The sequence below is a fragment of the Streptomyces sp. TRD_SC_5 genome (assembly GCF_056836825.1).
The window spans coordinates 3716401-3738290 of record NZ_JBWZZS010000001.1; the positions used below are offsets into that span (position 1 = coordinate 3716401).

Below are 21890 nucleotides of genomic sequence, written 5' to 3' on the forward strand. Positions count from 1 at the left end.
GTACGAAAGCCGCTGCGTCGACCGCCGAACCTGTTACCGGGTAATGCCGGCGTAGGGAGTAGGTCTCATGACCACAGCGGACGCACACACGCCTGCCACCAGCCAGGACAGCCGCAAGCCGGGCTGGCACAAGGGATACGTCTCGGGCCCCGAGGGCTCGCGGTCGGATCTTCGCGTGCCGGTCCGGCAGGTGCACCTGACCAACGGGAAGGACGTGACGCTGTACGACACGTCCGGCCCGTACACCGACCCGACCATCGAGACGGACGTACGCCGGGGACTCGCGCCGTTGCGCGAGAACTGGATCATCGGCCGTGGCGACACGGAGGAATACGCGGGCCGTCCGGTCCGCCCCGAGGACGACGGGATCAAGCACACCTCGCCGCGCGGGGGCCTTCGGAACCTCGACGCGGTCTTCCCGGGCCGCCCGCGCCTGCCCCGCCGGGGCCGTGAAGGTCAGGCGGTCACGCAGCTCGCGTACGCCCGTCGCGGGGACATCACGCCCGAGATGGAGTACGTGGCGATTCGCGAGAACGTCGCGCCCGAGGTCGTACGGGAAGAGATCGCGGCGGGCCGGGCGGTCCTGCCGGCCAACGTCAACCACCCGGAGATCGAGCCGATGATCATCGGTAAGCGGTTCCTGGTGAAGGTCAACGCCAACATCGGCAACTCGGCGGTCACTTCCTCCATCGAGGAGGAGGTGGACAAGATGACCTGGGCGACCAAGTGGGGCGCCGACACGGTCATGGACCTGTCGACCGGCCGCAACATCCACACCACCCGCGAGTGGATCCTGCGCAACGCTCCCGTGCCGATCGGCACCGTGCCGCTCTACCAGGCCCTCGAAAAGGTCGACGGTCGCGCGGAGGACCTGACCTGGGAGGTCTACAAGGACACGGTCATCGAGCAGGCCGAGCAGGGCGTCGACTACATGACGGTCCACGCCGGTGTGCGCCTGCCGTACGTCCCGCTGACGGCCCGCCGCAAGACCGGCATCGTCTCGCGCGGCGGATCGATCATGGCCGCGTGGTGCCTGGCGCATCACAAGGAGTCGTTCCTGTACGAGAACTTCGAGGAGCTCTGCGACATCCTCGCGGCGTACGACGTGACGTACTCGCTCGGCGACGGCCTGCGGCCCGGTTCGATCGCGGACGCCAACGACGAGGCGCAGTTCGCCGAGTTGAAGACCCTCGGGGAACTCAACACGATCGCCAAGCGTCACAACGTACAGACGATGATCGAGGGTCCGGGTCACGTCCCGATGCACAAGATCAAGGAGAACATCGACCTCCAGCAGGAAATCTGCGAGGAGGCCCCCTTCTACACGCTCGGCCCGCTCACCACGGACGTGGCCCCGGCGTACGACCACATCACCTCCGGCATCGGGGCGGCGATGATCGCGTGGTGGGGCACGGCCATGCTGTGCTACGTCACGCCCAAGGAGCACCTGGGTCTGCCCAACCGTGACGACGTGAAGACCGGCGTCATCACCTACAAGATCGCGGCCCATGCCGCGGATCTCGCCAAGGGGCACCCGGGGGCGCAGGAGTGGGACGACGCGCTGTCCGACGCCCGCTTCGAGTTCCGCTGGGAGGACCAGTTCAACCTGGCCCTGGACCCGGACACGGCGCGCGCGTTCCACGACGAGACGCTGCCCGCCGAGCCGGCGAAGACCGCGCACTTCTGCTCCATGTGCGGGCCGAAGTTCTGCTCGATGAAGATCAGCCAGGACATCCGGCGTGAGCACGGCGGCACGCAGGACGAGATCGAGGCGGGCATGGCGGAGAAGTCGAAGGAGTTCGCCGCCGCCGGCAACCGGGTGTACCTCCCGATCGCCGACTGAGACGCTCAAGGGTCCCTGCCGGAAGGCGGGGACCCGGCAGGGCGGTAACGGAACAGGCAACAGGCGCTCCCCTCTTGATCGTTCGCGTCTACGCTCCCCACATGGGCGGAATCGACGTGGCCAATGGAGTGGTGGGCGCCGTGCTGGGCATGGTGTTCGCCACGCTGTTTCAGCAGCCCCTGCAGAACGCGTGGTACAGGGTTCGCAGACGCTCGGCGAGCGCGGTCCGCAGCATGCGCTCCCGCGGGGGGCCCAGCCGCGCCTGGACGACGTTCGCCCTGGGGCCGCTCCACACCTCCGCCCTGATCGTGGAGGGCGACGGCGAGTCGGTCATCAGCAGCGAGGCCATTCACATCCAGGTGCTGGACGAGGAGGTATCACTTCCTGCCGGCATGGCGTGCTGGCGTGACGAGATCGAGGCCGAGAGCGGCCGGCTCCGGGCCGGGGGCCGCACACCCGTGTGGAACGGCCCGCGCTACGCCGTCGAGGCGTTCGACATCTCCCGGTCCGCTCTCGACGAGCATCCGGAGGTCCACCTGCGCCTGCGGCCCACGGACTACCACACGTTTCTCGCCGCCCAGCAGCTCGACCGCCGCCTGCCCGACGGCGGCACTCCGCGGTCCCGCTACCTCGATCCGGACCGCCCGCTGGACGCGCCGGCGTTTCTCCAGTGCAGCTTCGCCGTCAACGTCGCCGTGGTGACCGCCGACGACACGCTGGTGGTCAGCCAACGCAGTGAGCGGGTGCGGATGGCGCCCGGGGTGTGGAACTCCTCGGTGAACGAGGGGCTGTCGCGGCACATCGACTCGTCCGGCCGCAACGCGCCCGACCTGTACGCCGTCGCCCGGCGCGGTATGCGGGAGGAACTCTCCCTGGAGCCGCCCGAGTACTCCCTGGCTCTCCTGGCGTTCGTACTGGACGTCGACCGGCGCCACTGGAGCGCCCACTTCTACGCGCGGCTGAGCACGCTGACGCGGGAGGGCGTCCAGGCCCGCATGAGCAGAGGCGTCGCCGACCGGTGGGAGCACCAGACGACGGAATTCGTCCCCTTTCGCCCGGCGGACGTGGCCAGGTACCTCCTGCGTACGGACCGCATCCACCGGTGGGCTCCACTGGCCCCGGCGCTGTTCCACCTGGCGTTGGTGCACGTTCACGGCCGGGCGTCGGTGGAACGGGCGGAGGCGCAGGTGATCCGGCGGCTGTAGGGGCGGGAGCTACTCCGGTTTGTGGTCCGGGCCGCCGAAGTCGGGGCTGGAGAAGTCCGGGCTGGAGAAGCTCGGGCGCGGCCCCGGTGTGGTGCCGCCGTCCGGGCCCGGGCTGCTGTAGTCGGGCCGCGAGTACCCCAGGTCGGGGATGCGGCCGGCGGGCTTGCGCGGCGCCGGGGCGGGCCGGTCCGCACCGGGTTCGGCGAGGGCGTCCCGCAGGAACGGTACGACGCCCCGCTCCAGCAGGGCCTGGCGCCAGGCATCCCTGGCCCGCTCCACCTCTTGGGTCCGCTCGCCTCCCCGTCCGTCGGGGAACGCCGCCGAGCCGTTGCGCAGAGCGGTCAGCAGCAGTCCCACGGCGGCCACCAGCCCGCCGGCCGCCGTGAGCGCCCCGAAGATCCAGCCTGTCGTCAGGAGCGTACGGGCGAAGGCGGGTTCGGGCGTGAGCATCGTCAGGAGGTAGCCGACGATCAGGAAGATCGCCGCGGCCGTGCCCGCCAGTACGGGCGTCAGGACGGCGACGACGGCCACGGCGCCCGCGCCGGTCGTCTCGGCGGCGTCGCCCATGGCGAGGACGGACCCGGTGCGGGTGGCCGCCGCGTCGGGCGTGCGGGCTTCCTCGCGGACCTTTATGTAGTGGTCGTACTCGGCGGCCGCGGCCGCGGCGATGAGCGCACTGGCGTTCATCGCCGCGGTGCGCAGCTGTGTCGCGTTCAGCCGCTGCCCGACAGCGGCCAGTTCCGGTCGGTCATGAGCGGTGCGCAGTGCCTCGTCGAGGACGCGTTCGTATTCCGGGCGGTCCTCGGCCAGCAGGTGCGGAGCGCTGCTGTTCATGTGCATCCCCCGATGCTCCGTAGGGCCGGACAACCCGCGGCCGGCGGGTAATTGGGCGGAAACGGAGGAGAGCCTGCTACGGATAAGCCGATGGTAGAGCGCCTACGGCACGGGGTGACAGGGGGTTTCCGGAAATAGGCCCAGTGGTAAGTGCGGTATGTATATGGCCGCGCCTTCCCACCGGAAGTTCAGCCATGCAGGGGGAGTTGGACCACCAGCAGCTTTCCGGCCATGGTCACGCCGCCGTCCATGGCGATGGCGAGCCCGTCGGCGTACACATGAGGGCCTTCCACGACCGGTCCGGAATTCTCGTCGTCGCCGTCCGCGCTCTCATTCCCGACCTCGCCCAGAAGGTAGGGAATGGGGCTGTGACCATGGACGATGCGTTCGCCGCCGTACGCGTCGAGGAGCTCGCGCACCGCCTGTGCGCCGCCCTCGTCACGGAAGGCGAAACGCTTGGTGAGCTTGCGGAAGACGTCCCAGCACTCGTCGGCGTCGTTGCGGGTGAGAATGGCGTGGACTGTGTCGTTCACATCCTCGATGGTGCTGCCGTAGTCGAGGTAGGCCGTCGTGTCGGAGTGCGTCAGCAGATGCGCGTCTTCCAGCGCGACCGCGTCGAGGCGGGACATCCACTGCAGGTGTACGTCCTGAAGCCGGTCCATGTCGGCTTTCTGGCCGCCGTTGAGCAGCCAGGCGGCCTGGAAAGTGGCCGTGCCCGCGCCCGAGTTGACGGGCGTGTCGCCGAACCGCTTGGCGCCGATGAGCAGCAGCTCGTGGTTGCCCATGAGGGCCTTGCAGTAGCCGCCGGCCGCCGCGGCCTCGGCGGACAGCCGCATCACGAGGTCGATGACACCGATGCCGTCGGGCCCGCGGTCGGTGAAGTCGCCGAGGAACCACAGCCGCGCGTTGCCCGCCGCCCAGTGGCCCTCGGCGTCGATGAGCCCCTGCTCGGCGAGGGCGGCGTACAACTCGTCGAGATAGCCGTGCACATCGCCGACGACGAAGAGCGGGCCGAGGCCCTCACCGGCGGCCCGCGGCTCGGGCGCCGGCTGGGCCGCCACCTGGAGCGTGTCGCCGGGGCCGCCGCGGCTGATCACCGGGAGGTCGCGCTCGGTGGGTGTGTAGCCCTCCGGCTGCTCGTCGACGGCGTAGGCGCCCCTGTAGGGGCTCCCGTACTCGTTGCCGTAGGCGTCTGTGTGCGCGGGATTGGGGGCTTGTGCGTACGGCGGTACGCGGAAGTCCCGCAACGTAGCCGTCCGCACTGCGGGTCCCTGACCGGCCCCCTGAGTCATTGACCCCTCCACCACCGTCGCGCGCCGCCGTACACCTTTGAGTCCCACCTGGTCGTGGTGGGTCCGTGGTGTCGTGCGCCCATCATAGGAATGAGGCTCGTGCTCTGTGACGCACCAGGGGTGGTGAATCCGTGTGCGCGAGCGGTTCGCCGGTGGTTTCGTCCCAATTGGGGAGGTCAGTCCCCGGAAGGTGAGCGCGGCGGACTCACCGTGGTGCGTGGTGGCCGGCGCTGTGATGACGTCCGGACGATGAGTTCGGTCGGTATTACCTGTTCGACAGGACTGTCGGTATTGATGCCTTCGATGGCGTCGATGAGGAGTTGGACCACGGCTGTGCCGATGCGGCGCGGCTTCAGCGAGAGCGTGGTGATGGGCGGGTCCGTGGCGGCGTACACGGTCGATTCGCTGCAGCAGACGAGCAGCAGGTCTTCCGGTACGCGCAGTCCGTAGCGGCGGGCGGCGGCGAGCAGGTCGGTGCCGTTGGGGTCGAAGAGTCCGTACACGGCGTCGGGCCGGTCCGGGCGGGCGAGCAGCCGGTCGGCGGCGACGGCGCCCGCGCAGGGGTCGTGGGCCGGGTAGGACTCGTAGACCGGGTCCTGTCCGACGCGCTCGCACCAGCGCAGGTACGCGTCGGTGGACAGGCGGGTGTAGGTGTCGGTGGTGTTGCCGGTGAGCAGCCCGATGCGGCGGGCTCCGGCGTCGGCGAGGTGGTCGAGCAGGTCGAGGACCGCGGCTTCGTGGTCGTTGTCGACCCAGGCGGTCACGGGCAGGGTGCCGGCAGGCCGGCCGTCGGAGACGACGGGAAGGCCCTGGCGTACCAGCTCGGTGACGACCGCGTCCTGGTCGGACGGGTCGATGACGACGGTGCCGTCGAGGGCGACGTTCGACCAGACGTCGTGGCGGGAGGTGGCGGGGAGGATGACGAGGGCGTACCCGCGGGCGAGCGCGGCGGAGGTCGCCGCCCTCGCCATCTCGGCGAAGTACGCGAATTCGGTGAAGGTGAAAGGTTCATCCCCGTATGTGGTCACGGTCAGGCCGATGAGGCCCGACTTGCCGGTACGGAGGGTTCTGGCGGCCGCGGAGGGCCGGTAGCCCAGTCTCTCGGCGACCTCGCGAACGTGGCTGCGGGTGGCGTCCGGGAGCCGGCCCTTGCCGTTGAGCGCGTCGGAGACCGTCGTGATGGAGACACCGGCTGCGGCGGCGACATCCCGAATGCCCGCTCGTCCTGGCCGGGTGTTCCGCCGGGGGGTTTCCGTCCGGCTCACCTGATGCTTCCCTGCTGCTGTCATGGCGAGCCGATAGTAGGGCTCGGGCGGGCGGTTAGGGCGGATGCATATGCAGTCGTTGACAGGCACGTTTCTGCAAGGCGGCACCTCCCCAATAGCCTTTGATTAAAAGGCAGTTGGGGAATCCGGCCAGTCGGTCACGCTTGTCGACCGGCACGGTCCTGCCAAGTGGCCCATGTTTCGAAGAGGTCTCAACTCACCTTCACGGGGGATGCGCGCCACGGAGTGAGCCACCGGCGCGCGCCACACCCAGGAGCGCTCCCCCTCATTCCGTGCGCCTGACTGTTCGCAGGAGAGCCCAATCCTCATAAGGTGAGAAGTATTGGTGGTACGTACGGTCGAGGAGGACCCAGAGTGAGCGAGACGAGCCCCAAGCTGCGCGCGGTGCTGGACGGCATTCCCACCTACAAGCCGGGGAAGCCTGCCGCCGCCGGGGGACCGGTGGCGTACAAGCTGTCCTCGAACGAGAACCCGTATCCGCCGCTGCCCGGTGTGCTGGAAGGCGTGATCGCCGCGGCCGGGAACTTCAACCGTTACCCGGACATGGCCTGCACCGGCCTGATGAACGAGCTCGCCGACCGGTTCGGGGTGCCCGTGTCGCACATCGCGACCGGCACCGGTTCCGTCGGGGTGGCGCAGTCGCTGCTCCAGGCGACCTCCGGTCCCGGCGACGAGGTGATCTACGCCTGGCGGTCCTTCGAGGCGTACCCGATCATTACGCGGATCAGTGGCGCCACGGCGGTGGAGGTGCCGCTGACCGCCGGGGACGTGCACGACCTGGACGCGATGGCCGACGCGATCACCGAGCGGACCCGGCTGATCTTCGTCTGCAACCCCAACAACCCGACCGGCACGGCGGTGCGCAGGGCCGAGCTGGAGCGCTTCCTGGACCGGGTGCCGTCCGACGTGCTGGTCGTGCTGGACGAGGCGTACCGGGAGTTCGTACGCGACGAGGATGTGCCGGACGGCATCGAGCTCTACCGCAGCCGCCCGAACGTGGCGGTGCTGCGTACCTTCTCCAAGGCGTACGGGCTGGCCGGCCTGCGGGTCGGATTCGCCGTGGCGCACGAGCCGGTGGCGGCCGCGCTGCGCAAGACGGCGGTGCCCTTCGGCGTGAGCCAGCTGGCGCAGGACGCGGCGGTCGCGTCGCTGCGGGCCGAGGACGAGCTGCTCGGGCGGGTCGGCTCGCTGGTCTGCGAGCGCAAGCGGGTGTACGAGGGGCTGGTCGAGCAGGGCTGGACCGTGCCGGACACGCAGGCGAACTTCGTCTGGATGCGACTGGGGGAGCGTACGGCCGACTTCGCGGCGGCCTGCGAGAAGGCCGGCGTCGTCGTCAGGCCTTTCGCGGGCGAGGGACTGCGGGTCACCATCGGCGAGGACGAGGCCAACGACATCTTCTTGCACACCGCGGAGGCGTTCTTCAAGGAGCTGTAGGTCTTCAGGGGCTGTAGGGCCACAAAGAGCTGTAAATCACACGCTCGGCGCCTTCTGTGCGCTCCACCTTGGTTGTGGTGGCCGTATCGCCGCTTCCCCCTTGCTTTCCTGTGCCCTCGCGCGCCTTTTCGGAGGCGTTCGAGGGCACGTTTGTACCCCCCGGCTGGATGTCGTAGAACGCATGTGCGCAATACTGTTGCTTGTGAATGTGAACGCGTTCACAAGCTCCACAAGCTCCGATGCGATACGAAGGAGAAGGCGACGTGGACCTAGCTCTGGCGCCGGAGACTCTCGCGCGATGGCAGTTCGGCATCACCACCGTCTACCACTTCCTTTTTGTCCCCCTGACGATCTCGCTGGCCGCGCTCACCGCGGGGCTGGAGACCGCCTGGGTGCGTACGCAGAAGGAGAAGTACCTCAGGGCCACGAAGTTCTGGGGCAAGCTCTTCCTGATCAACATCGCGATGGGTGTCGTCACCGGCATCGTCCAGGAGTTCCAGTTCGGCATGAACTGGTCCGACTACTCGCGGTTCGTGGGAGACGTCTTCGGTGCGCCGCTGGCCTTCGAGGCCCTCATAGCCTTCTTCTTCGAGTCCACCTTCATCGGGCTGTGGATCTTCGGCTGGGACAAGCTGCCGAAGAAGATCCACCTGGCCTGCATATGGATGGTCTCGATCGGCACGGTCCTGTCCGCCTACTTCATCCTGGCGGCCAACTCCTGGATGCAGCACCCGGTCGGCTACCGCATCAACGAGGAGCGCGGCCGGGCCGAACTCACCGACTTCTGGCGCGTCCTCACCCAGGACACCGCGCTCACCCAGTTCTTCCACACCATCACGGCCGCGTTCCTCGTCGGCGGCGCGTTCATGGTCGGCATCGCCGCCTTCCACCTGGCGCGCAGGAAGCACATCCCGGTGATGCGCACCTCGCTTCGGCTCGGGCTGATCACCGTCGTGATCGCCGGAATGATGACCGCCGTCAGCGGTGACCTGCTCGGCAAGGTCATGTTCAAGCAGCAGCCGATGAAGATGGCCGCCGCCGAGGCGCTGTGGGACGGCGAGGCCCCGGCGCCGTTCTCGATCTTCGCGTACGGAGACGTCGACAAGGGCCACAACACGGTCGCCGTCGAGATCCCCGGACTGCTGTCCTTCCTCGCCAACGGCGACTTCACCTCGAACGTCCCCGGCATCAACGACGTCAACAAGGCCGAGCAGGAGAAGTTCGGGCCCGGCGACTACCGGCCCAACATCCCCGTCGCGTACTGGGGCTTCCGGTGGATGATCGGCTTCGGCATGGCGTCCTTCTCGCTCGGCCTGCTCGGGCTGTGGCTGACGCGCAAGAAGTTCATGCTGCCGGCGGCGCTGCGGACCGGCGACGACGAAGTACCGAATCTGGTGCTCTTCAAGAACAAGGCGCTCAAGCCGAAGTTCGCCAAGTGGTACTGGATCGTCGCGCTCTGGACGATGGGCTTTCCGCTGATCGCCAGCTCGTGGGGCTGGATCTTCACCGAGATGGGCCGCCAGCCCTGGGTCGTGTACGGCGTGCTGCGCACCAGCGACGCGGTCTCCCCCGGCGTCTCGCAGGGCGAGGTCATCGCCTCGATGACCGTCTTCACGCTCCTCTACGCGATCCTCGCCGTGATCGAGGTCAAGCTCCTCCTGAAGTACGTCAAGGCCGGACCGCCCGAACTCACGGAGTCCGACCTCAACCCGCCCACCAAGATCGGCGGCGACCACGCGGACGCCGACCGGCCGATGGCCTTCTCGTACTGAGGACTGAGGAGCTGAGGTATGGAACTCCACGACGTCTGGTTCGTACTCATCGCCGTTCTGTGGATCGGCTACTTCTTCCTGGAGGGCTTCGACTTCGGGATCGGTGTCCTGACGAAGGTGCTCGCCCGCGACCGCAAGGAGAAGCGGGTCCTGATCAACACCATCGGGCCCGTATGGGACGGCAACGAGGTGTGGCTGCTGAGCGCCGCCGGTGCCACCTTCGCCGCCTTCCCCGAGTGGTACGCCACGCTCTTCTCCGGGTTCTACCTGCCGCTGCTGCTGATCCTGCTCTGCCTGATCGTGCGGGGTGTGGCCTTCGAGTACCGGGTCAAGCGGAGTGAGGAGCGCTGGCAGACCAACTGGGAGCACGCGATCTTCTGGACCTCGCTGCTGCCGGCGTTCCTGTGGGGCGTGGCCTTCGGCAACATCGTGCGCGGCGTGAAGATCGACGCGGAGATGGAGTACGTCGGCACCCTGGCCGACCTGCTCAACCCGTACGCGCTGCTTGGCGGACTCGTCACACTGACGCTCTTCACCTTCCACGGCGCGGTCTTCGCGGGGCTCAAGACGCTCGGCGAGATCCGGGAGCGGGCGCGGAAGCTGGCGCTCAAGCTCGGGGTCGCCACCGGGGCGCTGGCCGTGGTCTTCCTCGGCTGGACGCAGGCGGACAACGGCGACGCGGTGAGCCTCGTCGCGATGGCCGTCGCGGTGCTGGCGCTGGTCGCGGCGATCGGGTTCACGGCGGCCGGGCGTGAAGGGTGGGCGTTCGGGCTGTCCGGGGTGACCATCGTGGCCGCGATCGCGATGCTCTTCCTGACGCTCTTCCCGAACGTCATGCCGTCCTCGCTGAACGACGCGTGGAGCCTTACGGTCACCAACGCGTCTTCCACGCCGTACACCTTGAAGATCATGACCTGGTGCGCCGGGATCGCGATGCCGGTGGTGCTGCTGTACCAGGGGTGGACGTACTGGGTGTTCCGTAAGCGGATCGGCACGCAGCACATCGCCGATGCGCACTAGTGGGGGATGTTTCACGTGAAACCGATCGACCCGCGTCTGCTCCGGTACGCCCGCGCCACGCGCCTGTTCCTGGGGGCGGTCGTGCTCCTCGGGCTGGCCGGGGCGGGCCTGGTCGTCGCCCAGGCCATGCTCATCGCCGAGGTGGTGGTGGGCGCGTTCCAGCAGGGGCTGGACGGCTCGCAGCTGCGTACGCCGCTGCTGCTTCTGGCAGCGGTCGCGGTGGGGCGGGGGATTGTTGCCTGGCTGACCGAACTCGCCGCGCACCGGGCGAGCGCGGCGGTCAAGTCGGAACTGCGGGGGCGGCTGCTGGCGCGCGCCGTTGAGCTGGGGCCGGGGTGGCTGACCGGGCAGCGCGTCGGCTCGCTGGTGGCGCTGGCTACCCGGGGCGTCGACGCACTGGACGACTACTTCTCGCGGTACTTGCCGCAGCTCGGGCTCGCGGTGGTGGTGCCGGTGGCGGTGCTCGCGCGGATCGTGACCGAGGACTGGATCTCGGCGGCGGTGATCGTGGGGACACTGCCGCTGATTCCGCTCTTCATGATCCTCATTGGATGGGCCACGCAGGCGCGCATGGACCGGCAGTGGCGGTTGCTTTCCCGGCTGTCCGGGCACTTCCTGGATGTCGTGGCCGGGCTGCCCACGCTGAAGGTCTTCGGGCGGGCGAAGGCGCAGGCCGAGTCGATCCGGTCGATCACTGCCGAATACCGGCAGGCCACCATGCGGACGTTGCGCATCGCGTTCCTGTCGTCGTTCGCGCTGGAGCTGCTGGCGACGCTGTCGGTGGCGCTGGTCGCGGTGGGCATTGGCATGCGGCTCGTGCACGGGGACCTGGACCTGTACACGGGGCTGGTGATTCTGGTGCTGGCGCCCGAGGCGTATGCGCCGCTGCGGCAGGTCGGGGCGCAGTACCACGCGGCGGCGGAGGGGCTGTCCGCCGCGCAGGAGATCTTCGACGTACTGGAGACGGAACCGCGACGGCCGGCGGGTGGGGTGGACGCGCCTTCTTCCGGGCCGCTGCGGGTGGAGGGTGTGACGGTCCGGCACGCCGGGCGGAGCGAGGCGTCGCTGGACTCGGCTTCGCTGGAGGTGGGTGAAGGCGAGACGGTCGCGGTCGTCGGGCCGAGCGGGGTCGGCAAGAGCACGCTGCTGAACGTGCTGCTCGGTTTCGCCCCGCCGGACGAGGGGCGCGTGCTGGTCGGGGACGGGCCGGGCGCGGTGGACCTGGCGACCGTGTCGATGGAGCGGTGGCGGGAGCGGATCGCGTGGGTGCCGCAGCGGCCGCATCTGTTCGCGGGAACGGTCGCGGAGAACGTGCGGCTGGCGCGGCCGGACGCGGATGACGCGGCGGTGGATGCGGCTCTGCGGGACGCGGGAGCGTACGACTTCGTCGCCGCGCTCCCCCGGGGCGTCGAGACGCGGCTCGGGGAGGACGGCGCGGGGCTCTCGGCCGGGCAGCGGCAACGGCTCGCCCTGGCGAGGGCGTTCCTCGCCGACCGGCCACTGCTGCTGCTGGACGAGCCGACGGCGAACCTCGACGGGGAGACCGAAGCGGGGATCGTCGACGCGGTACGGAGGCTGGCGGCGGGGCGGAGCGTGGTGCTGGTGGTGCACCGGCCGGCGCTGCTTGCTATAGCGGACCGGGTGGTGGAGCTGGGCGCAGGTGCGGGAGGGTCTCCCACCCGCCCGCCCGTCGGGGGAGGGCGGATTGATGGGCGTCCTGTTCCCGTTGAGGGGCCTGCGGCGGGTGCGGGTGGTGGTTCTGGGCAGATGACGGAGGCCGCGGTCGGTTCTGGTGGGCGTGGGGTGCTCGGGCGGGTTCGGGAAGCTGCTGGGGAGCTGCGGGGGCAGCTGGGGCTGGCGTTGGGGCTCGGGAGCCTTGCGCTCGGGTCGGCCGTGGGGCTGATGGCCGTGTCCGGGTGGTTGATCTCGCGCGCCTCCGAGCAACCCCCGGTGCTCTATCTGATGGTGGCCGTCACCGCGACCCGTGCCTTCGGTATCGGGCGCGCCGTCTTCCGGTACGCCGAGCGGCTCGTGGCGCACGACGCCGTGCTGCGGATGCTGGCCGGGATGCGCGTCGCCGTGTACCGGCGGCTGGAGCGGATCGCGCCCGCCGGGCTGCGCGAGGCCCGGCGCGGTGATCTGTTGGCCCGGCTGGTCGCCGACGTGGACGCGTTGCAGGACTACTGGCTGCGGTGGCTGCTGCCGGTCGGCAGCGCCGTTCTCGTGGGTGCGGGCTCGGTCGGGTTCACCGCCTGGCTGCTGCCTGAGGCCGGCGCGGTGCTGGCCGCCGGGCTCCTCGTCGCCGGGGTCGGCGTGCCGTGGCTGAGCGGGGCGTGTGCCCGGCGGGCCGAGCGGCAGCTGGCGCCCGCGCGCGGAGTACTGGCGACCCGGGTCGCCGATCTGCTCGGCGGTACGGCCGAACTGACCGTCGCCGGTGCGCTGAACCGACGTACAGACGGGGTCAAGGAAGCGGACGGGGCGCTGACGCGCATCGCCTCGCGGGGCGCGACCGCCACCGCCCTCGGCGGCGGGCTCTCCTCGCTCGCCTGCGGGCTGACCGTCGTGTTCGCCGCGCTCGCCGGAGTGCAGGCCGTGCACGACGGGCGGCTGGCGGGGGTGACGCTGGCGGTGGTCGTACTGATCCCGCTCGCCGCCTTCGAAGCCGTCACCGGGCTTCCGCTCGCCGTGCAGTACCGCCAGCGCGTCAAGCGCAGTGCGGAGCGCGTGTACGAGGTGCTGGACGCGCCGGTGCCGGTGCGTGAGCCGCAGACGCCCGCCGCCCCGCCCGCGACGCCGTTCCCGCTGGAGATGCGTGGGATCGGAGCCCGGTACGCCGGGCAGGAGCGGGATGCCCTGGCCGGCTTCGACCTGACGCTGGAAGCGGGCCGGCGCATCGCCGTGGTCGGTCAGTCCGGCGCCGGGAAGACGACGCTCGCCCAGGTGCTGCTGCGCTTCCTGGACGCGCGAGCGGGGACGTACACACTCGGCGGAACGGACGCCGCCGAGCTCGACGGTGACGACGTGCGACAGCTCGTCGGCCTGTGCGCGCAGGACGCGCACATCTTCGACAGTTCCGTACGGGAAAACCTCCGGCTGGCCAGGACGGACGCGACCGAGGAGGAGCTGAGGGACGCCCTTGCCGCCGCCCGGCTGCTGACCTGGGTGGACGCGCTGCCCGACGGGCTCGACACGATGGTCGGCGAACACGGCGCCCGCCTCTCCGGCGGCCAGCGCCAGCGCCTCGCACTGGCCCGCGCGCTGCTGGCCGGCTTCCCCGTGCTCGTGCTCGACGAGCCCGCCGAGCACCTCGACCTGGCGACGGCGGACGCGCTGACGGCCGACCTGCTCAGGGCCACCGAAGGGCGTACGACGCTGATCATCACGCACCGGCTCCAGGGCCTGGAGGCGGTGGACGAGGTGATCGTGCTGGACGACGGGCACGCCGTACAGCGCGGCCGGTACGCGGAGCTGGTGGAGAGGGAGGGGCCGCTGCGGCGGATGCTGGAGCGCGAGCGGGAAGCCGAAACGGTCGAAGCGGTCGGTGCCCGACTTTCATCTTGAAATGGGACTTATTAGGCTCAGGGTATGTCAGTGGAGGACGTGCCGGACCCGAGTGACCACCTCGAAGCCGCCACGCAGGCCGCCCGCAGCCTGCAGGGCCTCTCCACCGAACTCACCGCGCGCGTGCCGCAGCTGCTGGAGGCCATGCGGTCCGTCGGCACGGGCCTCGAACTGCACTCCACCCTCGACCGGATCTGCGAGACGGCCGCGGAGCTCGCCGACGCCAGGTACGCGGCGATCGGCGTCGTCGACGAAGAGCGCGACGGCCTGTCCGACTTCGTGACGTACGGCATGACCGAGGAGCAGGTCGCGCGGATCGGGCGGCTGCCCGACGGCCACCACGGGCTGCTGGGCGCGCTGGTCGAGGGCCCCGAGCCGGTACTCCTCGGTGAGCTGACCACCGACCCGCGCTTCGCGGGATTTCCCGCGCACCACCCCACGATGGGGTCCTTCCTGGGCGTCCCCATCCGCGTACGGGGCGAGATCTTCGGCAACCTCTACCTCGCGGAGAAACACGGCGGGGCCGAGTTCAACGACTACGACCTGCACATGGTCCGGGTCCTCGCCACGGAGGCGGGGATCGCCATCGGCAACGCCCGGCTGTACGAGGCGGCCCGTCAGCGCGAGCGCTGGATCGACGGGTCCGTCGCCGTCACCACCGCGCTCCTGTCGGGCGGTGACGCCGACGAGGCGCTCACCGTCGTCGCGGAACAGGCCCGCCGGCTCGCCGACTCGGCCGCCGGAATAGTGCTCCTGCCCGCCGATGAGGGCGGCCTGGAGATCGCCGCCGTCTCGGCCGACGACCCGTCCGAGTCGCTGGGTGTGGTCATCCCGCCCGAGAGCCCGGTCGTCGCGCGGCTCCTCGCCGGCGAGGCGGTGTTCATCGGCGACTCGGCGAGCGACCCGCGGATGGTCACGCGACTGGCGCGGCGGTACGGGCCGAACATGCTGCTGCCGCTGCACAGCGGCGGCCGGGTGCTGGGGGCCCTTGCCACTCCCCGGGCGCGGGGCGCGAAGCCGTTCACGGAGGCGGAGCGGACGCTGGCCGCGCAGTTCGCCTCGCAGGCCGCCCTCGCGCTGATGATGGCGGAGACCCAGCGGGACCGGGAGCGGCTCGCGGTGTACGAGGACCGTGACCGTATCGCCCGCGACCTGCACGACCTGGTCATCCAGCGGCTGTTCGCCACCGGGCTGATGCTGGAGAGCGCCCAGCGCAGGTCCGTCGTGCCCGAGGTACGGACGGGGGTGGGCCGGGCGGTCGACGAACTGGACGTGACGATCCAGGAGATCCGTACGGCCATCTTCGCGCTCCAGCAGGGCCCGGCCGAGGCGCCTTCGGGGCTGCGTACGCGCGTACTGAGGGAGATCAACATGGCGGCCGTGCCGCTGGGTTTCAAGCCGGGGCACCGGTTCGCCGGCCCGGTCGACTCGCTGGTCGGCGAGCTCACCGGCAAGAACCTCATCGCGGCGCTGCGCGAGGCCCTGTCCAATGCTTTCCGGCACGCGCAGGCCTCCCGTATCGAAGTCGTCGTCGACGCCACGGTCGAAATGGCCGACGGGAGCCGCGGGGTGCGGCTTTCGGTGGCGGACGACGGCGTCGGCATACCGGCGGGCGGCCGGCGCAGCGGCCTGCGCAACCTCAAGCGGCGGGCCGAGGCACTGGGCGGTACGAGCAGGTGCGGGCCGGGGCTCGGGGAGGACGGCGGGGGTACGACCGTGGTGTGGGAGGCGCCGCTGTAGGGGGCTGCGGGAGCTGGTGCCCGCGCCCGCGCAGGCGTCCGGGTAGGCCGGATGGCGGGACGACACCCGGTGGCGTGACCTTGGTGCACGCATTCGGGGGGCCGCCGGGACACGATCCGTGGATGCACCTCGGACCCTGCCAACGGCTGCTCGTGCCGGTGCTGTGCGTGCTGCTTCTGTGCCTCCCCGCGCCCGCCGCCACAGCTGCCGCCGCTGCTGTTCTGGCCGCGTCCGCGCCCGCTGCCGGTCCCGCCGCCGCTTCCACCGCCGCGTCGGCCGCCCACGCCGGGGACGACCCCTCCCACGGGCCCGCCATCGGCGCCGAGGTCGCGCGGCTGTACGAACAGGCCGCCCAGGCCTCCGCGACGTACGAACAGGGCAGGCGCGAGGCGCGGAAGCAGCGGGCGAAGGCACTGCGCCTGGAGCGGCTGATCGCCAAGGAGCGGGACGAGATCCAGGTGCTGCGCGGGGACGTGGGCCGGGTCGCGCGCGCCCAGTACCGCGCCGGCGGCGGCGGGATCGCGTACACCGCCAAGCTGCTGCTCGCCGACGACCCGCAGGAGCTGATGGACGGTCACCGCCTCGCCTGGCAGGCCGAGCTGGCCGTGTCCCGGATGCTGGACCGGGCCGAGCGCGCCGAGCGCAGGCTCATCGAGGACGAGCAGCTGGCGAGCGCCGCATGGCTCGACCTCGACGCCCGTAACAAGCAGCTCGCGTCGGTCAGGCAGGCCATCACGGCGAAGCTCGAAGACGCCCGGTGGAAGCTCCAGGGCGAGGCGGACCGCAGCGTCGCGGCGGGGCGCTGCGCCGGCGCCGTACGCCTGGACGAGAAGGGGCCGCCGACCGGGCGTCCGTGGGTGACGCCTGTCGAGGAGTACGAGCTGTCCGCCGGATTCGGCGGCGAAGGCGCGCGCTGGAGGAGCCGGCACACCGGGCAGGACTTCGCCGTGGACATCGGCACACCGGTACGCGCCATTGGCAAGGGCCGGGTCGTCTCGGTCTCCTGCGGCGGCGGGTTCGGCATCGAGGTGGTGGTCGGACACTCGGGCGGCTACTACTCGCAGTACGCGCACCTGGCCGGGGTCACGGTCGACCAGGGGGAGCGAGTGCGTACCGGCCAGTGGATCGGGCAGGCCGGCACCACCGGGAACTCGTCGGGGCCGCACCTGCATTTCGAGGTACGGCTCACTCCCCACCTGGGGTCGGGGATCGATCCGGCGCCTTGGATGCGCGAGCGCGGGGCGCGATTCTGAGCCCCCGTGGGATTCGTTGGACCCGTTTTTCCTGTTGCCCCCTCGCGCGGCTACAGGGCGGCCAGGATCCGTTCGATGACCACCGCGACGCCGTCGTCGTTGTTCGCGACCGTACGGCCGGACGCGGCGGCCACCACGTCCGGGTGCGCGTTGCCCATCGCGTACGACGTGCCCGCCCAGGCCAGCATCTCCACGTCGTTCGGCATGTCCCCGAAGGCCACGACCTCGGCGGGCGAGATGCCGCGCTCCGCACAGCACTGCGCCAGGGTGCTGGCCTTGGAGACGCCGTAACCGCTGATCTCCAGCAGGGCGGTCGGGCTGGACCGGGTGACCGACGCGCGGTTGTCCGTGGTCGCGCGGGCCAGGGTGAGGAAGTCGTCGGGGGACAGCTCGGCGTGGTGGGCGAGCAGCTTGACGACCGGGACCCCGGAGCCGGGAGTCGCTTCCGCGAGCAGCTTCTCGGCGGTGGCCACGGTCGCGCCCGGGTCGAGGAAGAAGGGCGGGTACGCGGGCTCGTAGTGGATGCCGGTGGCGAGCTCGACCGCGAAGGAGGTGCCGGGGGCGGCCGCGCGCAGCGCGAGTACGACGGCGAGGGCGTCCTCGCGGGCCAGCGGGCGGACCTGGATCAGCCTGCCGCCCGCGTGCAGGTCGACGACGGCGGCGCCGTTGGCGCAGATCGCCAGGCCGTGGCCGTGGACATGGTCGCTGACGACGTCCATCCAGCGGGCCGGGCGGCCGGTGACGAAGAAGACCTCGATGCCGGCCCGTTCGGCGGCGGCGAGCGCGGCGATCGTACGGTCCGACACGGACTTGTCGTCACGCAGCAGCGTGCCGTCGAGGTCGGTCGCGATCAGCCGCGGGGTGGTGGTGCCGGCCGGGGCCGGCTGGGCCTGCTGGGGGTCGGTCGCTGAGGTCACAGATCCATCTTCCCGTATGGAATGCACGGGCGTGCGAAGGGGCGCACATCTGAGACCCCCCGGAGCGCGGGCTGCTGGGGAGGGAGGCGCGGGGTGGCGGGATCCGGCCGGGGTGCGGCGGGGGCGGCAGGGGCGGCAGGGCGACCGTATGTCCCGTCCGGTCCCGGGGCCGCCCGTCGCCACCCAGCGGGGCTTCGGGGTCGGTGCCGCGCCGGGGCGTCTCCTCGGGCGCCGAACGTTCGGGCAGTGCTGCGTAAGGCTCGGGCTCGTTGCGTTCGACGCCCTGCGGGGAGCGCCCCGGCACGTCCCCTCCCGGCACCGTGGCCACCCAGGCGCGGTCCGGTCCCCGTCGGTCCCTGCCAAGCCCCGCCCCCATCCCTGCGCTCACACCGGGGTCGGCCCGGCGCCGGCCACGTCCTGCCGCCGCGCCCAAGTAGGGTCGGGGGATGCGTCTGAGTACTGTCATTCTTCCCGTCCGTCATTGGTCCGAAGGCGGCCGTGACTCCTGGCAGCGGGCCGAGCAGCTCGGTTTCCACACCGCGTACACGTACGACCACCTGTCCTGGCGGACCTTCCGCGACGGCCCGTGGTTCGGCGCCGTGCCGACCCTTACCGCCGCCGCCGGCGCGACCTCGCGCATGCGGCTGGGCACGCTCGTCACCTCGCCGAACTTCCGGCACCCCGTGACCCTCGCCAAGGACCTGATCACGCTGGACGACGTGTCCGGCGGCCGCTTCACGCTCGGCATAGGCGCCGGCGGCAACGGATTCGACGCCACCGCGCTCGGCCAGGAGCCGTGGACACCGCGCGAGCGCGCCGACCGGTTCGGCGAGTTCCTGCCGCTCCTGGACCGGCTGCTCACCGAGCCCGCCGTCACCCACGCGGGCACGCACTACTCCGCCGACGAGGCCCGCAACATCCCCGGCTGCGTCCAGCGCCCCCGGTTGCCCTTCGCCGTCGCCGCGACCGGCCCGCGCGGGCTGAAGCTCGCTGCCCGGTACGGCCAGGCCTGGGTGACCACGGGCGACCCGAAGCTCTTCGAGTCCGGTACGCCCGCCGAGTCGCTGGAGGCCATCCGCGGCCAGATCGGCAAGCTGGGCGCCGCCTGCGCGGAGGTCGGCCGGGACGCGGGCGAACTCGACAAGATCCTGCTCACCGGCTTCACCCCGGAGCGGAGCGGTCCGCTGGAGTCCCTCGACGCGTTCGTGGACTTCGCGGGAAGGCATTTCGCCCTCGGCTTCACCGAGATCGTGCTGCACGCCCCGATCCCCGACTCGGACTTCGCGGCCGACGAGAAGGCCTTCGAGCGGATCGCGACAGAGGGACTGGCCCAGCTGGCCTCCTGAGGTACGAGCGATGCCTAGGCTGGTCCGTATGGACGGGGAAACGGTTTTGGCGGCCCTCAGGGCCGAGTCGCAGCGCCTGTACGAGAAGGTCTGCGCGATCCCGGCAGCGGAGTGGGACCGGCCGAGCCCGTGCGACCCGTGGACCGTGCGTGAGGTGTTCGCCCACCTGACGGCTGCCGTCGGCCGGGTCGGCGACATGCTGGCGGAGCCCGAGCCGGCGCCGTCGGACGTGCTGGTGACAGCCGCCGGTTACTACGCGCCGGACGAGCGCTTCTCCCCCGGGAGCAATGAGGTACGCGTCGGGGCGGCCCAGGAGTCCGCGGCCGCGTACGGCGACGGCCGGGCCCTCGCCGAGCACTTCGACACCGTCTGGCGTGCTGTCGCCGCCTCCTGCGCCAAGGAGCCGCCGGAGCGCCAGCTGCGTACCCGGCACGGCGACCCGATGCTGCTGTCCGACTTCCTCGTCACCCGCGTCGTCGAGGTGTGCGTGCACGGCTTCGACGTGGCCGCGGGGCTGGGTCACCGGCCGTGGCCGACGGGCGAGGCGGCGGACGTGGTGGCGCGCCTGCTGCTGGACGGGCAGCCGTACGACAAGCCGGTCACGGTGGCGGGGGCGGGCTGGGACCGAACGACGTTTCTGCGCAAGGCGACCGGGCGGCTGACGATGTCCGAGACCGAACGGGCCGCGGCCGAGCGCCACGGGCTGCGGTGGCTGACACTGGGCTGAGGCCGGCGGGCACTTCAGCGGGGGAAGCGCAGGAACTTCGGCGGTACGGACGCGGTGAGCCAGACGCCGTTCGCGCTGATCCGGAACACGTGGCCGGCGCGGTGCATGGCCCCGGCGTCCACGCTGATGACGACGGGGCGGCCGCGCCTGGCCCCGACGCGGGTGGCGGTCTCGCGGTCGGGTGAGAGGTGGACGTCGTGGCGGGCCATGGGGCGCAGGCCTTCGGCCCGGATCGCTTCGAGGCTGCGGGCTGTGGTGCCGTGGTAGAGGTACGCCGGCGGCTCGGCCTGCGGGAGGCCGAGGTCGACCTCGACCGTGTGGCCCTGGCTGGCGCGGATCAGGGGACCGTCGACCGCGAAGCGCTGTTTGTCGTTGGCGGCGACGACGTGGTCGAGTTCGGCGCGGCTGATCGGGAAACCGTGCGCCGTCGCGGCGCGGAGGAGGGTGTCGATCGCCACCCAGCCGTTTTCGTCGAGCGTGATCCCGATGCGTTCGGGCTGATGCCGCAGATGCTTCGAGAGGTATTTCGACACCTTCGTGGTGCGTCTTTCGTCCATCGCCCCACAGTGCCCGGCGAGACGAGCGTCACGCCACTCATTTGGGCCAGCGGGTTTGATCCACAGCCAAGTCGAGTTTTCCACAAGGGATTTGGCGACTCTGTGGACAACTCACTTGTGATTGTTGGGGATTTGGTCAACTACGTCCGGTGAGACGGTATTTGCGGCAAGTGCGTCCAATGTCCTTGACTGGACCTCTCGTTCGGTCGCGGCCGTAATGAAGGCTGCGGCGTTGTCCGACCCAACCAGTGTGCGGACAGCGCGCATTGTGTCCTCGGGGAGTGTCACGGTAACCGGCTCGCGGTCCGTTGCGGGCGGTGCGGCCGCGCCGAGGTGCTGCTGGAGGTGGCGGGTGGCGAACAGCCGCATGGCACGGGCCAATTCCGCGTCGACCGTCTGCTGGGCGAGCGGACGCAGCCGCCGTACCAGCGTCGCCGCCTCCGCCGCGTCGGCGTCCGTGGGCGGGCGATGGCCGAGGTAGCGTGCGAAAACGTGCTCGGTCGTGAACTCCAGGAAACGCGCGGCGATGTGCTCCACCTGACCGCGAAGTTCCCGTAGATGACCGAAGATTGCGGGCAGCGGGACACCCGCCGCGTGCAACTCCACCGCTACCGCGAGCTCTTGCGGCGACGGAACCAGGAACTCGTCGTCCCGTCCCGGAACGCGCTCCAGCACCCCGAGCTCCACCGCCTCGTCGACCGCCGCGTCGTCGGGCTTCCCACCGAACCGTTCGTCCAGCTCTGCCCGGGAGATCCGGTCCGCCTCCTCGTCCGTCCACGGCCCGCTGACCTCGGTGACGAGCCCCAGCACCCCGCCGAGCCCCTTGCCCGCGTCCCACGCCTCCAGCAGTTCCTTGATGCTGGCCAGGGTGTAGCCGCGGTCGAGGAGACCGGCGATCTGGTGGAGCCGGGCCAGATGCGTGTCCCCGTACACATTGGCCCGGCCGCGCCGTTCCGGCTTGGGCAGCAGCCCTCGGTCCTGGTAGGCGCGGATCGTACGGACCGTCGCGCCGCTCAGGTGCGCGAGGTCCTCGATCCGGTACTCGGCTGCCGGCTGCCCGGACACGCTCACGCCTTCACTCCCTCACGCCCCGACCCGTTTCA

16 protein-coding genes are annotated in these 21890 nt (G+C 70.7%); 10 read left to right on the forward strand and 6 right to left on the reverse strand.

The window, feature by feature from the left end:
• Window positions 1-67 precede the first annotated feature (67 nt).
• Window positions 68-1843, forward strand: coding sequence for a phosphomethylpyrimidine synthase ThiC (gene thiC / locus AC1P0E_RS17290; protein ID WP_482743063.1), 1776 nt, complete (start codon window positions 68-70; stop codon window positions 1841-1843).
• Window positions 1844-1944: 101 nt separating this feature from the next.
• Window positions 1945-3048 carry an NUDIX hydrolase gene (locus AC1P0E_RS17295; protein WP_482743064.1) on the forward strand — a complete coding sequence of 368 codons (1104 nt, stop codon included), beginning with the start codon at window positions 1945-1947 and terminating at the stop codon, window positions 3046-3048.
• A gap of 9 nt (window positions 3049-3057) precedes the next feature.
• Here the strand turns inward: AC1P0E_RS17295 and AC1P0E_RS17300 are convergent, their stop codons facing one another.
• From AC1P0E_RS17300 to AC1P0E_RS17310, 3 genes are all read right to left on the reverse strand, one after another.
• A complete protein-coding gene (locus AC1P0E_RS17300) occupies window positions 3058-3888 on the reverse strand; it encodes a hypothetical protein (RefSeq protein ID WP_482743065.1) in 831 nt (276 codons plus the stop codon).
• A 182-nt stretch (window positions 3889-4070) separates the two neighbouring features.
• Window positions 4071-5189: a metallophosphoesterase gene (locus AC1P0E_RS17305; RefSeq protein WP_482745786.1), complete on the reverse strand. Its 1119-nt coding sequence runs from the start codon at window positions 5187-5189 to the stop codon at window positions 4071-4073.
• A 161-nt stretch (window positions 5190-5350) separates the two neighbouring features.
• Window positions 5351-6463, reverse strand: coding sequence for a LacI family DNA-binding transcriptional regulator (locus AC1P0E_RS17310; RefSeq protein ID WP_482743066.1), 1113 nt, complete (start codon window positions 6461-6463; stop codon window positions 5351-5353).
• A 351-nt stretch (window positions 6464-6814) separates the two neighbouring features.
• Between AC1P0E_RS17310 and hisC the strand changes: the two genes are divergently transcribed.
• From hisC to AC1P0E_RS17340, 6 genes are all read left to right on the forward strand, one after another.
• Complete coding sequence (gene hisC, locus AC1P0E_RS17315; RefSeq protein ID WP_482743067.1) at window positions 6815-7894, forward strand: histidinol-phosphate transaminase; 1080 nt, start codon at window positions 6815-6817, stop codon at window positions 7892-7894.
• 263 nt (window positions 7895-8157) lie between these two features.
• Window positions 8158-9666 (forward strand): cytochrome ubiquinol oxidase subunit I, encoded by a 1509-nt coding sequence (locus AC1P0E_RS17320; RefSeq protein ID WP_482743068.1) that lies wholly within the window; start codon window positions 8158-8160, stop codon window positions 9664-9666.
• 18 nt (window positions 9667-9684) lie between these two features.
• On the forward strand, window positions 9685-10686 hold the full coding sequence (gene cydB, locus AC1P0E_RS17325) for a cytochrome d ubiquinol oxidase subunit II (protein ID WP_482743069.1): 1002 nt from the start codon (window positions 9685-9687) through the stop codon (window positions 10684-10686).
• Between the two features lie 15 nt (window positions 10687-10701).
• Window positions 10702-14247 carry a thiol reductant ABC exporter subunit CydD gene (cydD, locus tag AC1P0E_RS17330; protein WP_482743070.1) on the forward strand — a complete coding sequence of 1182 codons (3546 nt, stop codon included), beginning with the start codon at window positions 10702-10704 and terminating at the stop codon, window positions 14245-14247.
• Window positions 14248-14271: 24 nt separating this feature from the next.
• Window positions 14272-15987, forward strand: a complete 1716-nt coding sequence (locus AC1P0E_RS17335; RefSeq protein WP_482743071.1) for a sensor histidine kinase — start codon at window positions 14272-14274, stop codon at window positions 15985-15987.
• Window positions 15988-16109: 122 nt separating this feature from the next.
• Window positions 16110-17240: a M23 family metallopeptidase gene (locus AC1P0E_RS17340; RefSeq protein ID WP_482743072.1), complete on the forward strand. Its 1131-nt coding sequence runs from the start codon at window positions 16110-16112 to the stop codon at window positions 17238-17240.
• A gap of 50 nt (window positions 17241-17290) precedes the next feature.
• Here the strand turns inward: AC1P0E_RS17340 and AC1P0E_RS17345 are convergent, their stop codons facing one another.
• Window positions 17291-18157: an HAD family hydrolase gene (locus AC1P0E_RS17345; protein ID WP_482743073.1), complete on the reverse strand. Its 867-nt coding sequence runs from the start codon at window positions 18155-18157 to the stop codon at window positions 17291-17293.
• 446 nt (window positions 18158-18603) lie between these two features.
• Here AC1P0E_RS17345 and AC1P0E_RS17350 point away from each other — a divergent pair, with 446 nt between their 5' ends.
• On the forward strand, window positions 18604-19503 hold the full coding sequence (locus AC1P0E_RS17350) for an LLM class flavin-dependent oxidoreductase (RefSeq protein ID WP_482743074.1): 900 nt from the start codon (window positions 18604-18606) through the stop codon (window positions 19501-19503).
• Window positions 19504-19531: 28 nt separating this feature from the next.
• Window positions 19532-20230, forward strand: a complete 699-nt coding sequence (locus tag AC1P0E_RS17355; protein ID WP_482743075.1) for a maleylpyruvate isomerase N-terminal domain-containing protein — start codon at window positions 19532-19534, stop codon at window positions 20228-20230.
• Between the two features lie 14 nt (window positions 20231-20244).
• On the opposite strand, the gene AC1P0E_RS17360 is transcribed toward AC1P0E_RS17355, so the two are convergent.
• Both AC1P0E_RS17360 and AC1P0E_RS17365 read right to left on the reverse strand, forming a co-directional pair.
• Entirely contained in the window at window positions 20245-20787 is a 543-nt protein-coding gene (locus AC1P0E_RS17360) for an RNA 2'-phosphotransferase (protein ID WP_482743076.1), read from the reverse strand.
• Between the two features lie 111 nt (window positions 20788-20898).
• A complete protein-coding gene (locus AC1P0E_RS17365; RefSeq protein ID WP_482745787.1) occupies window positions 20899-21852 on the reverse strand; it encodes a MerR family transcriptional regulator in 954 nt (317 codons plus the stop codon).
• Between the last annotated feature and the right edge of the window lie 38 nt (window positions 21853-21890).

Coding starts and splice junctions, on each gene's coding strand:
- AC1P0E_RS17295 (WP_482743064.1), top strand. CDS start 1,945: ATGGGCGGAATCGACGTGGCCAATGGAGTGGTGGGCGCCGTGCTGGGC.
- AC1P0E_RS17300 (WP_482743065.1), bottom strand. CDS start 3,888: ATGCACATGAACAGCAGCGCTCCGCACCTGCTGGCCGAGGACCGCCCG.
- cydB (WP_482743069.1), top strand. CDS start 9,685: ATGGAACTCCACGACGTCTGGTTCGTACTCATCGCCGTTCTGTGGATC.
- AC1P0E_RS17310 (WP_482743066.1), bottom strand. CDS start 6,463: ATGACAGCAGCAGGGAAGCATCAGGTGAGCCGGACGGAAACCCCCCGG.
- AC1P0E_RS17335 (WP_482743071.1), top strand. CDS start 14,272: ATGTCAGTGGAGGACGTGCCGGACCCGAGTGACCACCTCGAAGCCGCC.
- thiC (WP_482743063.1), top strand. CDS start 68: ATGACCACAGCGGACGCACACACGCCTGCCACCAGCCAGGACAGCCGC.
- AC1P0E_RS17355 (WP_482743075.1), top strand. CDS start 19,532: ATGGACGGGGAAACGGTTTTGGCGGCCCTCAGGGCCGAGTCGCAGCGC.
- AC1P0E_RS17340 (WP_482743072.1), top strand. CDS start 16,110: ATGCACCTCGGACCCTGCCAACGGCTGCTCGTGCCGGTGCTGTGCGTG.
- AC1P0E_RS17360 (WP_482743076.1), bottom strand. CDS start 20,787: ATGGACGAAAGACGCACCACGAAGGTGTCGAAATACCTCTCGAAGCAT.
- AC1P0E_RS17350 (WP_482743074.1), top strand. CDS start 18,604: ATGCGTCTGAGTACTGTCATTCTTCCCGTCCGTCATTGGTCCGAAGGC.